Genomic DNA, 13,596 nt, shown 5'->3' with positions numbered 1-13,596 from the left:
GCATCTTTCAAAGACTTAGATGATTAGATTTCTGCTTCAGGTTTTTGGGATTACAACTTTAGCATATCATCGCATTCGCATATTATCAAATTTTCAAATTAAAATATTTTCAATCTTCGTATTCAAAAAAGAATTAATTTTGTGCGGTTTTTATAAAATTTAGATTGAAAGAAGAACTTTTTGAGCAGCTTGATTTTAGTGTAAATCAGCAGTATGAGCAAATCATCGAAGATTTGCTGGAAAAGCAATACAGCATTGTAGACGATTTTTTTCAGACGGAAGAAATCAATCGATTAAGATCCTCTTTGTTGGCCAAATACGAAGAAGACCAATTTAAAAAATCGGCTATCGGGAATCGCACGAACGAACTTATCGAAAAAGCGATTCGTGGTGATTTTATTTTATGGATGAACGAAGTTGAAGCTGGTGAAACCGAAAAAATTTTCTTCAATAAAATCAATAATCTTGTCGATTACCTAAATAAGACTTGTTTTATGGGGATTCTGTACAAAGAATTTCATTATGCGGTGTATCCAAAAGGCACATTTTACAAGCGACATTTAGATACTTTTCAAAATGATTCTCGTCGAAAACTTTCCATCGTAAGTTATCTAAACGACGAAAACTGGTTAAAAACCAACGGAGGAGAACTGGTAATTTATAAAGAAGACGGTAGCGAAGAAGTGATCTATCCTTTGCCGGGAAGAGTAGTGATTTTCGAAAGTCAGATTCTGGAACACGAGGTAAAAGAAGTCAAAAACTCTGAACGTTTAAGCATTACCGGTTGGTTAAAGACCAGGTAAATTTTATATAATTTCAGGTATTTGGGCGTTGCCTTCGGCCGGGCTTTACATTGCAATCTTTTTCTCGTTCCTCGTAAAAGGATTTTCATTGCAATCCCTAACGCAAGACTGATCTCGAGTAGAAATTACTTTTTAAACTTTTTGTAAAAAACTAAAATGATTAAAATAATGGCTAAAATTATCCAAAATCCGTAACCGCTAAGAAAACTTAAGATCTCAAAAGTTTCCTCGTTTTCAGGTAAGGTACTTTGCATTACTTTCTTTGTTTTTTACGTCGATAATGGTCAAATATCACCAAGGCAACAACCACTATGAAGATAAGTAGATACCAAAAGTTTTCACTTAAAAAATCTGAAAGCTCAAAACCGTATTGTTGCGTTTCTGTTGCAGGTTGGTCTTTAGGAAGTTCAGGTTGTTGAAAAAACATCGTCTTTTTATCTAAAATTAGAAAATATAAGAGTGCTTATAGCCAATAAAATGGTAAATTTCAGATAAGCTTCGGCTTCAAGAGATCTTGTTTTTAGTTCTTTAAATGGAAGCATTTGGGAATTTAGCCAGGTAAGAAACCAAGACCAATATCTTCTAAGACCAATCTCGAAATTTCTCTTCGTTCTTCGCTAGCATCTTTTTGAAAAATTACATCTTCAAGCAAGATATTCATTTTGTAGTATGTTTCGAATTCTGTTTCTTCAACATCATATACGAAAAATGTTATATTGCCCGAAACAACTTGCCATTGGCTAATCAGCTCAGGAATTTCTTCAATCACATCATTGCAAAAATTATTTGCATTTGATCTTTCATGAATATTAATATTACAAATTAGATCACTATCTGGTAAAGAAAAAGTTGTTCCAGCATTAGTTATATTTAATTCCTCTCTACCTGTCCCGGCGATGCTTAAGGTTATATTGGGATTTAATGAGTCTAGTTCCTGGATTATTGAAAAGTCACCGCAACCACTAACTTTACCCACAAAATCTAATTCAAAAGGGAGTGTCACATCCTCCTCCTCATCCTTGTCACAACCAGAGAATAGCAATATCGATAATAAAATAAGTAATAACTTTTTCATTTGCTAAGTTAGTTTGTGAAGATATAAAGAATTTTAGTTATTTCGACTTTCTAGAAAATACTTAAAAACGAAGTAGGTAACTTTCTTATTTAAATGTTTTTATCTAGTTTTCCGATAGACTTTAAAAGCCATAAAACCAATAACAAGGATAGGAATAATTAGTAGCAAAATATTATTAAATTGAACTCCTATGTCCATTTCATTAGCGTGCGTCACGATGTAGTTTTTTCTTTTTAAAAATACGGTAAACTAAAAAGGCTACAAGAACAAAAAATGCAAATGGTATCATCATAGCAGCGATTTCTCCTGTAAATGCGCCTAGCATTTCTGCTTTATCACCCAAAGTGTCTAATGGTAAAACTTTCATATGTTATTCTTTAAATTTAGAGAGCGCATTTCGGGTAAAGTCAGATAACACCAGTTCTCCACTAATGGCAGCATTTTCCATTAAAATGGTCGTCCAGTTCTCTGTGCCTTTCCAGAGCACGCGTTTCATTTCGAGTAGGGCTTGAGGGTTGTAAGATGCTAATTTTTCAGTAAAAATGGTAATTTCTTTGTCTAAATCTTTAATATTTTCGAAAACACGAGCGTAAAGTCCTTTATCTTTAGCCCAATAAGCTGTTTTCCACTCGTGTGCAGCCAGTGTAAGCTCTCCAAGTCCTGCAACGCCTATTTTTCGTTCGATCGCAGGAGCAATAACAAAAGGACCAATCCCAATACTTAATTCTGAAAGTTTTATAGAAGCAGCTTCAGTAGCCATGGCATAATCACAGGCCGCAATTAACCCAACGCCCCCGCCTACTGTTTTCCCCTGAATTCGACCAATGATTAACTTTTTACAGTTTCGCATGGCATTTAAAACATTTGCGAAGCCCGAAAAAAATACTTTTCCCTGTTGCATCGTTTCAACAGCCATAAGCTCATCAAAAGAAGCGCCGGCGCAAAAGGCTTTTTCACCTTCAGATTTTAGAATGATTACTTTTACTTCAGTATTATCTGAATATTCGGAAATAGCTTTTTCTAAGCGTTCTAGAAGAACACCTGGGAAGCTATTGCTGGCAGGATGGCCAAATTCGATAATCCCGATTCCATTTTCTATTTTACTGTATAAGCTACCGTTCTCGCGTGTGGTCGTCATAATTCAAGTTTTATCAAAAGTAAAAATTCTAATAAGGATTTGCGAATCCATCTTTCACAAAAGAATGTTAGTAATTGTGTTGCAGATTTTCTAATTCGTATATTCCGCCGTATTCAAATTATATGGGAACAGAAAAAAGTTTAGACCTAAGAAAAGATATCGAAGATATAAATGAGATTCCAGGAATCCACGAATTACTAAATGTAATTAGTAGCTCCTCGAATATGCGATTTGTTGCCGTAGCGAGAGTTACCAAAGAGCGATGGATCACAGGAGTTTCTAAAGATGATATCGATTTTGGCTTGCGACCTGGTGACGAGCTGGATGTTGGATCTACCATTTGTAATGAAATTAGGCAGCATCATATTCCTGTAATCATTGAAGATGTAGATAGTAACGCGATTTTTTGTAATCACCATACACCCCAACAATATGGCTTTAAAAGTTATATCTCATATCCTATTTTTTTAAAAGACGGTTCCTTTTTTGGAACATTATGCGCTATCGATCCAAAACCGGCAAAGATCAATAACGATAGGATAAAAAACATGTTTAAGCTGTATACAGATCTAATTTCTTTTCATTTAGAAGCTATACATAAACTTAATCATGCTAATAGAAAGATTAAGAAACAGCAGGAAATAGCAGAGTTGCGGGAAACATTTGTCGCAGTTTTAGGGCACGATCTTAGAAATCCTATAGGTACTACAAGAATGTGTGCAGATATGCTGTTAAGCGCAAAAATACCTGATGCTGCAAAAAAGCAGGCAGAAATCATTAAATCTACTTCTTATAGGATGCAAAGTCTTATAGATAATCTTTTAGATTTTGCTAAAGGTAATTTAGGCGATGGTATTAGTCTGCATCTAAAAAGTGACAATATTGAGCTAGAAAAGGAATTGCATGAGGTTATTGCAGAAAGTAAAATATTAAACGATAACAGGTTAATCGAAACCAATATAAACCTGAGTCATGATGTTGATTGTGATATTAATAGAATTGCACAATTGCTTTCTAATTTATTGACAAATGCTTTAAAACATAGCGAGTCTAAAGAACCTGTAGAAGTAGAAATCTCAAGTGAAAATTCAGAGTTTTCTCTTGCGGTAATCAATTATGGGGAAACAATTTTAGAAAAGCATCAGGAAAACCTATTTAAACCATATTTTAAAAGTAAGGCTAAAAGTAACGAAAATGGGTTGGGCCTTGGGCTTTACATTGCTTCAGAAATAGCCAAAGCTCATCATGGCGATCTTTATGTAGAATCAAATGAAGGGAAAACCTGTTTTAGTTTTCATATGCCGTTAAAATCAAATATAGAATCGGCTGAAGCTTTATAGTCTAAACCTCTTTGTTTAAATATTTTCTTCGGAATTTAATTACTAGTCCGCTTGCTCTAATAAGCATCCAAACAAAAAATCCTATCCATATTGCATACAATTTCAACCCAAAATAATCTGAAATTAATAAGGCCGGGGTGAATCCTAAAAATGTGGCTACTAGCAGAAGGTTTCGTAGGTAGGCCGCTTCACCTAAACCTTTAAAAATTCCGTCGAACATAAAAGCGATAGCATTAATGGGCTGCATTAACAGTACGATCCAAAAAGCAGAAGCAAATAAAGCTAATACCGCCTCGTCTTTATTAAATAAAATGCCTATTTGACCATAGAAAATTCCGCAGATGGCCATTAAGATCAAAGCGATCAAGACTGCGTATTTTGAAATCTTTTTGCTGAGGCCCCAAAGATTTTTATAGTCTCTGGCGCCAAGCAGTTTACCGCCAATCGCATTACCTGCATTGGCATAACCATCGATAAAAAAGCTAAAAAACAACCAGATATTCATTAAGATACTCTGTGCTGCGATATAATTTTCGCCGTAATCTGTTGCATAAGCATTGGCCAGCATAATCGCGATATTTAGCGAAAGCGTTCTCAAAAAAAGATTAGCTGCCATCACCAAAAGCGGCTTAAATTCTGGATTAAGTTTTAAGCTTGGTTTTAAATGAAATGGTGTTTTTTTAAAGAAATACCACAAGGCGATGATAAACATGGTTGCCTGGGCAGCAAGACTTGCATAAGCGGCACCTTCTAGATGCATTGCCGGGATATAACCATCGATCCCATAAACCAAAATATAATCTAATGCAATATTCACCAAAGCACCGCTTAGACTAGATTTCATAGCCCAGGAGGTATTTTGTAAACCTCTAAAAACACCAAAAATGGTAAACGTAAGTAGCGTTAAAGGAAAACCAATAGCTCTAATCTGATAATAACTTACCGAGTAATTAAGGATTAAGCCTTCAGCATTGTACGCACTAAAAATTAGTCGGGCAAGCGGAGCGGTAATTCCGTAGATCAAAAGACTTAGGAAAAGATTAAAAACGATCGTTTGTGGAACTAATGTTTTCACGGCATGAAGACGATTAGCCCCAAGATGCTGAGACACTTTTGCGGAGATCGCTGTTTTTGTTTGCGCCAGGATCCAGATCACAGCAGATAAAAAGGAACCTACGATACCAGCGGCAGCCAAAGCTTCAACCGAGTTATCTTTTACATTTCCAATTACTGCAATATCGGTAAGCGAAATTAAAGGCTCTGCAATACCTGCTATGATCGCGGGAATTGCAATCCTGTTGATGTTTTTAAAACTTACTGCTGAGGTATCTAATTTGGCCATATTGGCAAAGATAGACGGGTTTTTTTAAAGAACTAATTCGTAACAATGAAACGGATGTTCGCTTTGTTTAGGGAAGAAAATGTCGCCCAATCTTTTATAGCCTCGAGATTCGTAAAAACGGTGGTTTCTTTTGTTCTGGCTAAAGGTGTCTAAACGCACAGAATTATAATTATGGTTTTTGGCAAAATCTTCAGCAAAATCCATTAGCTTTTTTCCATTTCCCAGTCCCCAAAAAATAGGATCTGTAGCCAGCCGATGCACGTAAATATTGTTTTCGTTTTTGGTAAGCCACTTTATTGGGATATACTCATTGTCCATTTCTGGAGATAGTACTATGATTCCCATAATCTCATTTTCAGCATTTGTGAGCTTATACAATTCGTTCTTTTTAATATCTGCAGCTAGCTTTTCTTTAGATGGATAATGCTCGTTCCACTGGTAGATCCCTTTATCTGCCATAGCCTGCGCACAACGCTCAGTTAAGCGTTTTATCTCGGTAAGATCTTCGGTTAGGGCGGGTTTTATCATTAGGTTTAAAAAACTTTTTTATTTGGATAAAATTTTTAAATTTGCTTGCATCAAACGGGGGATTAGCTCAGCTGGCTAGAGCGTTTGGCTGGCAGCCAAAAGGTCATCGGTTCGACTCCGATATTCTCCACAAAACCTCGCATATTTGCGGGGTTTTTTATTTTATTTCTGCTTTCAATCGATTCACTAATCCGCTGATATATTTCTTTACAGAAGAAAGCATGTTATCATGGTTTTGTAATCCGCGATCGTAAATGCTTTTCATTTTTTCTTCGTCGTCCAGAATAGCCTGATTTTTTGCTTTGGCGTCACCGCTTAATCTATTTACAGTTTCTTGCATTTCATCTTTAAAAGATTCGAAATCTGGAAAACCAATTTTAACCGGAGTTTGGGTTGGGCCAATATCGATATGACTTAATTGAATGGTAAATTCTTCATCTTTAAAACTACTTAGAATCCCAAAGTAAATATCCATTGGCAGTGTCGCGGTTCCTTGTTTTACTTCAACTTTAGAAGTAATGTCTGCGATCATTTCATCTTTGGTGTTTTTTGAAGCTTTTATGTTCGCTCGAGTAAATTCGGCCAAAAGCCATTCATGCAGTTTTTCTTTGATTTGCTGCCGAGATTTACCTTTTACGTCGATCGTCTCTTCATAGTATAAATTACCTTTTTCATTAAATTGAGCAGTGGCAGTGATACTTATAAGCAGGAAAAAGATTAAGAAGCTTTTCATTTTTATCAAATTTTGTTCAAAGATAATTGCAATAGGAAAAGAAAAAAAGAAACCTCCTACAATCGTGGGAGAAGGAGGAGGTTAGATCAAAAAATTAAATTATTTTTTTTGAATAAAATACAAATCTCTAGTTATCATCATCTGTATCGCCATATTCATCAATAAGATCCTGAACTTCCGCAGCGATAAATGGAAATGTTCTATCTAATAAATATTGTAACTTTTCTGGAAGTTCTTCTTTGTCCCATGGATGAGAAGCTTCAAAAACATGATTCGCGTTTTCTACCAGTAACAATTTTGAGATCGGGCTCCATTCAAAAAGCTCTCCAGAGCAGGAAATAGAAACCGTAGTATCATTACTTCCGTGAGCAATTAAATGCGGAATTTCCAGTTTTTTGGTAGCATTCTTTACATTAAGGCGCTCTTTATTTTCCTTGTAATTCCTATAAAACTGGTAGTGGTGAGGTAGTTGTTGTTTCGTTCTACTGTTTACAATATATTGCACGCCTTTTTTCTCCCATTTTTCGAGGTCTTTGCCAGTTGGAAATTTAGCTCCAAGATCTGTTGGGGCAGCAAAAGTTACCAATCTGGTAATTCGTTTTTCGTTCGCCGCTTTTATGATTGCGATGGCACCACCACGTGAGTGCCCAATAAGATTAATATGGCTAACATCAACTTGGACCGCATTTGGAAAATCTGGTAATAAGATCCAATCGATCACAGATTGTAGATCATCCAGCTCGATGGTATAATTATTATCACCAAAAGCCTCGATATTTAAGAATTCGGTTGGATTCTCTGGAGTGGTTCCGTTATGTGAAAAATTAAATTTCACAAAAAAATAGCCTTTTTCAGCAAAAGTTTCGGCCATTTTATCCCATGCACCCCAATCTTTAAAACCTTTATAACCATGGCAAAAAATTACCACCGGTTTTGGTTTTTGATCGTCTTGATAAAACAGATCGCAAAGAATGGGTTTGTCATGTTTTCCTTCGATCTGTACATTTTTCTTTTTCGTAATTTCCATAAGCTTAAATCTCTTTTTCGGTGAATGGAATCGCCGGATTACAAATTTCAGTAATTAATTTTTTTAATTGGTCCTGGTAGGCTAAAAAAGTATCTTCTGTAATCGAATAATTCTTAGTTCTGCTTCTTGGATTCTCTTTTTTCGCAAATTTTAATAGACCAGCTTTCAGGTTTTTAAAGGAAATTATTCCGCCCTCAACAGGAAGCGAAAGATTTTCTTCATTTTTCATCATGGTAGCGTAAGCAAGGACCTGAAAACTCTTGCTATACTTGTCGTAATCTGTAGTGATGTTTTCCCAATCTACAATTTCTATTTTACTTTGTTCTACCTTTCCAGTTTTATAGTCAATAATTCTGGTGATACCGTTACAATTTTCAACACGGTCTACCTTTCCCTTTATGTATACCGGAAAATTAAGCTCAGGAATATCGATTTTCGACTTTAGATTTTTTTCGATCTTTAGGATCTTTATTTCTTCTCCTTTTTTAATACGATTACTTTCCAGGTCTAAAAAGTTGGATAGATAACGCTTGGCTATTTCAAAAATTAGGTAGTTTTTACCCTGTAAGATTGGTGATTTTGTATAAGTTTTATGAAATTGAGTCGCGACTTCCTGGCCAATACGTTTTCTAAAATCCAGAATATGCGCTTCAGTTAAGATCTGTCCTTCTAATGGCTGATAAAACTCCTCTAAACTGTCATGGATTACCGTTCCCAGCGTATTGTAAGCGACGGTTTCTTCAACTTCCTCTTCCTCTTTCACACCAAGAACATATTGATAATAAAAGTCTAATGGATTCCTGATGTAACTGGTTAATGCTGAAGGCGAAAATCCATAATTTGCGAGACTTTTTAATTTTTGGATCATCGCCGGGGTTTTCTCAATCACTTTCAACTCGTTACTTACTTTGGGCACTTTTGGCGAAACAGTATTGATCTTTAAATTATGCTTCGGTTGTTTTTCAATCTCCAACTGAGTTAAAAATCTACTTTTTTCTCCGGAATTTAATCCGCCACTTTCTGTATTATAAAGCATGGTAACTTTTCTGGCCCGCTGCAAAAGTCGGTAAAAGTGATAGGTGTACACCGCATCTTTTTCTCGGTAAGTTGGCAGATTATAGGACTTTTTAAGGTCGTAAGGAATAAACGAATTATTCGATTTTCCTGAGGGTAAAGTGCCTTCGTTAACCGATGTGATAATTACGTTTTCAAAATCCAGCGCACGCGATTCTAACATTCCCATAAGCTGTAAACCTTTAAACGGCCTTCCCTGAAAATCTAAACTTTGCGTGCTCATAATCTCATTATAAAAATTACGCAACGCGGTTAAGCTACTAATGTGTGGATAGGTGTGATTTAAAGTTTGAAGCTGATTAAACAGCTTATGAAAATGGTATAAAAATTCCAGTTGTAGTTTACTAGCCTGCGCTTCTTTTAAATTATTTTTTATACTGAAAACGATTTTCTGAAAATTCTCGATGGCGATTTTGGCCGAATTCTCCCAACTTTTAAAACACCATCTAATAAATTCTTTGAGCTCTTCTGGAAAATTAGCTTCAATATCATCGAATTTCAAATATACCGTATTCTCTTTATTGATCTTCTGAATAAATGCTGAAGCATATGGTTTTAAAATTTGATGCAGCGAAGGATGATTTATGATCGCAATTACATTTTTATAGTAATAGCTGGAACCTGATTTGCTATGTAGATCAAAAAGTGAATTAAATAAAGAAGTTACCGGTGCATTTTTAAGCGGAAATCCCATCGTAATGTTCAAATCTCTTACGTTGGGCGGTAAACTATTTAAAATAGGTAACAACAAGCTTTCGTCGCCTAAAACGATGGCGGTTTTTTCTAATTCGGCTTCACTTTTATCGGCCAGTAGTTCAGCTAAATATTTCGCCTGCCCAATATTTTTAGGAATTCCGGTAATTGCGATGTCTTTTTCTTTGCGATATTCTTCGATACCCGGATTAAGCGGATTTTCCTTATAAAATGGCCAGTCTTTTAAATATTCCCGAATAAATAAAGAAGCTTCATGATGATAATCTTTTAGAAACACATTGTCTATATCCCAAAAAACTGTCGCTAAATCTTTCTGTAATAATTCCTGAAAAATGACCTGTTCTGCGGAATTTAGTGCGTTAAAACCTAAGAATATATGTTTTTGAGCTGATTTTTTTTCGGCATAGTCCGCAATTTTTGAAGCCGCTGAGCGATAAATTAATCCCTGATAACCTTGCTTTTTTTCAAAAAGATTTTCCTTTAAAACTGAATAATATTGCGGTAACTGATTCCAAAACTTCAGGTAATTTTCAATAAGTTCAGTTCTATTTTGCTTCGACCAGTGATTAATATCCTGGATGTCTGCCAGGTAATCGAAAAACTTTTCAGCATCAATTAAATAGCGATCAATTTCGTTAAAATCGTGGATCAAACTTTGCGCCCAAGCCAAAAAGGTTTCGAAACTTTCTAATTCTTCCTTTTCAGTAAGCTTTTGATAAACTTCGTAGAATTCGAAAAGCGTAGTGGTGTTATCTATAGACTTTAAGCCAGAAACTTCTTCAGTAAATTCTTCTATGCTATAAATTTTGGGAGCAAAAATAGTAGAAGCAGTAAGTTGGGTAAGTTCATTCAGCAAAAAAGCACCTGCTCTCTTACTGGGTAAAACGAATACCAAATCTGAAATTGGAGTCTCCTCTTGCTGAAGTTTTTCCAGCATCTGGCGAATAAATGATTTCATAAGATAAAAATAAAAAACGCGCTGAGCATTCAGCGCGTTTTTTTGAGATTTATAGTGTTTCTAACAATTGTTTGTTAGCAATATTATAAATAATTACTCATCTTCCTTTAAAGAGATCTGTACTCTTCTGTTTTCCTGTCTACCAGCATCAGTGCTATTAGTAGCGATTGGTCTACTTTCACCGTAACCTTCAGAAGTTAATCTATCAGATGGGATACCAGCTTCAACTAGAAATTCTCTTACAGAAGCAGCTCTTTCTTTAGATAGTTTCAGGTTATATTCATCACTACCAACACTATCTGTATGTCCTTCGATATGGAAAGTAGTATGATCGTATTCTTTCATGATATCAGCGATAGAATTTAAGGCTTCTTCAGACTCGCTTCTTATCGATGCTTTATTAAAGTCAAATAAAATAGTATTTGAATATTCGTTTAATTCGCTTACTACTTCTGCAGTAGGCTCTGGACATCCGTTATTTGCTACAGTTCCTGCAACATCTGGACATTCATCTTCTTTGTCTGGCACACCATCGCCATCTGAATCTGGACAACCGTCAAATTCTGGAAGACCTGCAACTTCAGGACATTCATCATCCTTATCTGGAACACCGTCACCATCTGAATCTGGACATCCGTTAAACTCAGCTAAACCTGGAGTTTCTGGACATTCGTCTTCTGGATCTGGAACACCGTCACCATCAGTATCAGGACATCCGTTAAACTCAGCTAAACCTGGAGTATTTGGACATTCATCATCTTTGTCTGGGATTCCATCACCATCTGAATCTGGACATCCGTTGAATTCTGGAAGACCTGGAGTTTCTGGACATTCGTCGTCTTTGTCATAGATTCCATCACCATCTGTATCTGTTCCACCAAACATGAACTTAATACCAGCACTATGTTGAAAGTGTTGACCCATTTCAGGTTCAAAAGCATGTTTGTATTTAGACTCAACAAATAATGCAAGATTGTCTGTAAACCAGAAATTGATTCCTAAGCTACCATTTAAAGTTGGAGCGTCGAAGTTTTCAATATCATCTGAATCCTGATCACCAACCCAAGTGTAACCACCACCAACTCCAACAACTGGATCAAACCATCCATTATTTAGCATTGCTCTTAGAGAATAATTTATCGATCCGTCTACAGAGTAGTAAGAAAGATCGTTAACAGAACGGTCACCGAAATCATTGATTTGGTTTATAGATCCGTCGATTTCTGCTACTAAGCCAGCACCAATATATCTACCAACAGTTAGTTGAGATACAGATGGAAGAATATTCCAATGGTCTCCAGTATTAAAATATTCATCGAACATTCCGTTACTAAGAGGAGCACCATTTCCTGTAGGATAAAAATCAACAGCATTGGTACCAATGCCTATAGCCCATGGGTTATTTTCATCCTGTGCATTTGCAGAACCTATACCCAACACGACCATCGATAACAAAAGTAATTTTGAAAGATGTTTCATATCAATAGTTTAGTTTTAAGTGTTAATTACAGCAAAATTAGGTGGTGTTTCGCCATTGCCAAAGTTTGCTGTAATAAAGTTTTCTTAATAATCTACTTGATATTCTCGTGTTGAGTAGGGATTTTGCTTTTAATTTACAACTTCATTAAGAATATATTTAAAATTTCCTAATAAAGAGTTAATCAATTACGCCTAAGTCTTTTCCTACTTTTGTAAATGCAGCTATAGCTTTATCAAGATGTTCTTTCTCATGCGCAGCAGATAATTGAACTCTAATTCTTGCTTTTTCCTTTGGTACAACAGGATAAAAGAAACCAATCACATAAATGCCTTCTTCTAAAAGTTTGTCGGCCATATCTTGTGAAAGTTTAGCATCATAAAGCATTACCGGAACAATAGCAGCATCACCATCGATGATGTCAAAACCGGCATCTTTAATCCCTTGCTTAAAATATTTGGTGTTTTCTTTTAATTTGTTTCTTAGACTGTCGTCTTTTTCAAGTAATTCAAAAACTTTTAGAGAAGCGCCTACAATAGAAGGTGCTAAAGAGTTTGAAAATAGATAAGGTCTGGAGCGTTGTCTTAAGATCTCGATGATCTCTTTTTTAGCGGTTGTATAACCACCCATGGCTCCACCAAGCGCCTTACCTAAAGTACCGGTAATAATATCTACACGATCAAGAACTCCTTTTTCTTCTAAAGTTCCAATTCCTTTTTCACCAATAAAACCGGTGGCGTGACATTCGTCGATCATTACCATCGCGTCATATTTATCGGCCAGGTCACAAATTTCATCTAGCGGAGCTACAAGTCCGTCCATAGAAAATACACCATCGGTAACGATCAATTTAAAGCGAGCGCCATTTTCATTGGCGGCTTTAAGTTGAGCTTCAAGATCTGCCATGTCTCCATTTTGGTAACGATAGCGGGCCGCTTTACAAAGGCGAACACCGTCAATGATCGAGGCGTGATTTAACGAATCTGAAATGATGGCATCTTCCTTTGTTAGCAATGGTTCAAAAATCCCGCCGTTAGCATCAAAACAAGCAGCGTAAAGAATAGTGTCTTCAGTTCCGTAGAAATCGGCAATTTTTTGCTCTAATTCTTTATGGATATCCTGAGTTCCGCAGATAAATCGAACGCTGGACATTCCAAATCCGTGGGTATCCATGGTATCTTTTGCAGCCTGAATAATTTCTGGATGCGAAGAAAGACCAAGGTAATTGTTGGCGCAAAAGTTAATAACTTCCTGCCCGGTATTTATTTTTATAACAGCGTCTTGCGGAGTCGTAATGATACGCTCTCTTTTAAACAATCCGTTATCTTTAATTTCCTCTATTTCGTTTTGAAGATGTTCTTTAATAGCTCCGTACATAGTTAGGTGA

General features: G+C 36.0%; 13 protein-coding genes and 1 tRNA gene. 3 read left to right on the top strand and 11 right to left on the bottom strand.

Annotated elements, in window-relative coordinates:
- The first annotated feature begins 164 nt into the window (after window positions 1–164).
- A complete protein-coding gene (locus BM201_RS01965) occupies window positions 165–803 on the top strand; it encodes a 2OG-Fe(II) oxygenase (protein ID WP_092539713.1) in 639 nt (212 codons plus the stop codon).
- Window positions 804–928: 125 nt separating this feature from the next.
- Here BM201_RS01965 and BM201_RS18290 read toward each other — a convergent pair whose 3' ends face one another.
- The 4 genes from BM201_RS18290 to BM201_RS01955 form a co-directional block, all read right to left on the bottom strand.
- Window positions 929–1,057, bottom strand: a complete 129-nt coding sequence (locus BM201_RS18290) for a hypothetical protein (protein ID WP_262508065.1) — start codon at window positions 1,055–1,057, stop codon at window positions 929–931.
- A gap of 296 nt (window positions 1,058–1,353) precedes the next feature.
- Window positions 1,354–1,878 (bottom strand): hypothetical protein, encoded by a 525-nt coding sequence (locus tag BM201_RS01960; RefSeq protein WP_092539712.1) that lies wholly within the window; start codon window positions 1,876–1,878, stop codon window positions 1,354–1,356.
- Window positions 1,879–2,080: 202 nt separating this feature from the next.
- Entirely contained in the window at window positions 2,081–2,245 is a 165-nt protein-coding gene (locus BM201_RS18070; protein ID WP_175486956.1) for a hypothetical protein, read from the bottom strand.
- A gap of 3 nt (window positions 2,246–2,248) precedes the next feature.
- Window positions 2,249–3,016, bottom strand: a complete 768-nt coding sequence (locus BM201_RS01955) for an enoyl-CoA hydratase/isomerase family protein (protein ID WP_092539711.1) — start codon at window positions 3,014–3,016, stop codon at window positions 2,249–2,251.
- Between the two features lie 122 nt (window positions 3,017–3,138).
- Between BM201_RS01955 and BM201_RS01950 the strand changes: the two genes are divergently transcribed.
- Window positions 3,139–4,356, top strand: coding sequence for a GAF domain-containing sensor histidine kinase (locus tag BM201_RS01950; RefSeq protein WP_092539710.1), 1,218 nt, complete (start codon window positions 3,139–3,141; stop codon window positions 4,354–4,356).
- Window position 4,357: 1 nt separating this feature from the next.
- Here BM201_RS01950 and BM201_RS01945 read toward each other — a convergent pair whose 3' ends face one another.
- Both BM201_RS01945 and BM201_RS01940 read right to left on the bottom strand, forming a co-directional pair.
- Window positions 4,358–5,698 carry an MATE family efflux transporter gene (locus BM201_RS01945; protein WP_092539709.1) on the bottom strand — a complete coding sequence of 447 codons (1,341 nt, stop codon included), beginning with the start codon at window positions 5,696–5,698 and terminating at the stop codon, window positions 4,358–4,360.
- 24 nt (window positions 5,699–5,722) lie between these two features.
- Window positions 5,723–6,226 carry a GNAT family N-acetyltransferase gene (locus tag BM201_RS01940; protein WP_092539708.1) on the bottom strand — a complete coding sequence of 168 codons (504 nt, stop codon included), beginning with the start codon at window positions 6,224–6,226 and terminating at the stop codon, window positions 5,723–5,725.
- A 56-nt stretch (window positions 6,227–6,282) separates the two neighbouring features.
- Between BM201_RS01940 and BM201_RS01935 the strand changes: the two genes are divergently transcribed.
- Window positions 6,283–6,356, top strand: a tRNA-Ala gene (locus tag BM201_RS01935).
- Between the two features lie 27 nt (window positions 6,357–6,383).
- Here the strand turns inward: BM201_RS01935 and BM201_RS01930 are convergent.
- From BM201_RS01930 to kbl, 5 genes are all read right to left on the bottom strand, one after another.
- Window positions 6,384–6,959 (bottom strand): DUF4468 domain-containing protein, encoded by a 576-nt coding sequence (locus tag BM201_RS01930; RefSeq protein ID WP_092539707.1) that lies wholly within the window; start codon window positions 6,957–6,959, stop codon window positions 6,384–6,386.
- Between the two features lie 127 nt (window positions 6,960–7,086).
- Window positions 7,087–7,986 carry an alpha/beta hydrolase family protein gene (locus BM201_RS01925; protein ID WP_092539706.1) on the bottom strand — a complete coding sequence of 300 codons (900 nt, stop codon included), beginning with the start codon at window positions 7,984–7,986 and terminating at the stop codon, window positions 7,087–7,089.
- A 4-nt stretch (window positions 7,987–7,990) separates the two neighbouring features.
- Complete coding sequence (locus BM201_RS01920; protein ID WP_092539705.1) at window positions 7,991–10,732, bottom strand: PD-(D/E)XK nuclease family protein; 2,742 nt, start codon at window positions 10,730–10,732, stop codon at window positions 7,991–7,993.
- A 93-nt stretch (window positions 10,733–10,825) separates the two neighbouring features.
- Complete coding sequence (locus tag BM201_RS01915; protein WP_092539704.1) at window positions 10,826–12,211, bottom strand: OmpA family protein; 1,386 nt, start codon at window positions 12,209–12,211, stop codon at window positions 10,826–10,828.
- A gap of 178 nt (window positions 12,212–12,389) precedes the next feature.
- Entirely contained in the window at window positions 12,390–13,586 is a 1,197-nt protein-coding gene (gene kbl, locus BM201_RS01910) for a glycine C-acetyltransferase (RefSeq protein ID WP_092539703.1), read from the bottom strand.
- Between the last annotated feature and the right edge of the window lie 10 nt (window positions 13,587–13,596).

It is taken from the genome of Zunongwangia mangrovi (genome assembly GCF_900112105.1).
In the GTDB taxonomy this organism is placed as follows: Bacteria; Bacteroidota; Bacteroidia; order Flavobacteriales; family Flavobacteriaceae; genus Zunongwangia; species Zunongwangia mangrovi.
This window is presented reverse-complemented; position numbering and strand designations above follow the sequence as displayed.

Excerpts from the sequence above, each read along its gene's own strand:
- BM201_RS18290 (WP_262508065.1), bottom strand. The coding sequence starts at position 1,057 with ATGCAAAGTACCTTACCTGAAAACGAGGAAACTTTTGAGATCTTAAGT.
- BM201_RS01960 (WP_092539712.1), bottom strand. The coding sequence starts at position 1,878 with ATGAAAAAGTTATTACTTATTTTATTATCGATATTGCTATTCTCTGGT.
- BM201_RS18070 (WP_175486956.1), bottom strand. The coding sequence starts at position 2,245 with ATGAAAGTTTTACCATTAGACACTTTGGGTGATAAAGCAGAAATGCTA.
- BM201_RS01955 (WP_092539711.1), bottom strand. The coding sequence starts at position 3,016 with ATGACGACCACACGCGAGAACGGTAGCTTATACAGTAAAATAGAAAAT.
- BM201_RS01950 (WP_092539710.1), top strand. The coding sequence starts at position 3,139 with ATGGGAACAGAAAAAAGTTTAGACCTAAGAAAAGATATCGAAGATATA.
- BM201_RS01945 (WP_092539709.1), bottom strand. The coding sequence starts at position 5,698 with ATGGCCAAATTAGATACCTCAGCAGTAAGTTTTAAAAACATCAACAGG.
- BM201_RS01940 (WP_092539708.1), bottom strand. The coding sequence starts at position 6,226 with ATGATAAAACCCGCCCTAACCGAAGATCTTACCGAGATAAAACGCTTA.
- BM201_RS01930 (WP_092539707.1), bottom strand. The coding sequence starts at position 6,959 with ATGAAAAGCTTCTTAATCTTTTTCCTGCTTATAAGTATCACTGCCACT.
- BM201_RS01925 (WP_092539706.1), bottom strand. The coding sequence starts at position 7,986 with ATGGAAATTACGAAAAAGAAAAATGTACAGATCGAAGGAAAACATGAC.
- BM201_RS01920 (WP_092539705.1), bottom strand. The coding sequence starts at position 10,732 with ATGAAATCATTTATTCGCCAGATGCTGGAAAAACTTCAGCAAGAGGAG.
- BM201_RS01915 (WP_092539704.1), bottom strand. The coding sequence starts at position 12,211 with ATGAAACATCTTTCAAAATTACTTTTGTTATCGATGGTCGTGTTGGGT.
- kbl (WP_092539703.1), bottom strand. The coding sequence starts at position 13,586 with ATGTACGGAGCTATTAAAGAACATCTTCAAAACGAAATAGAGGAAATT.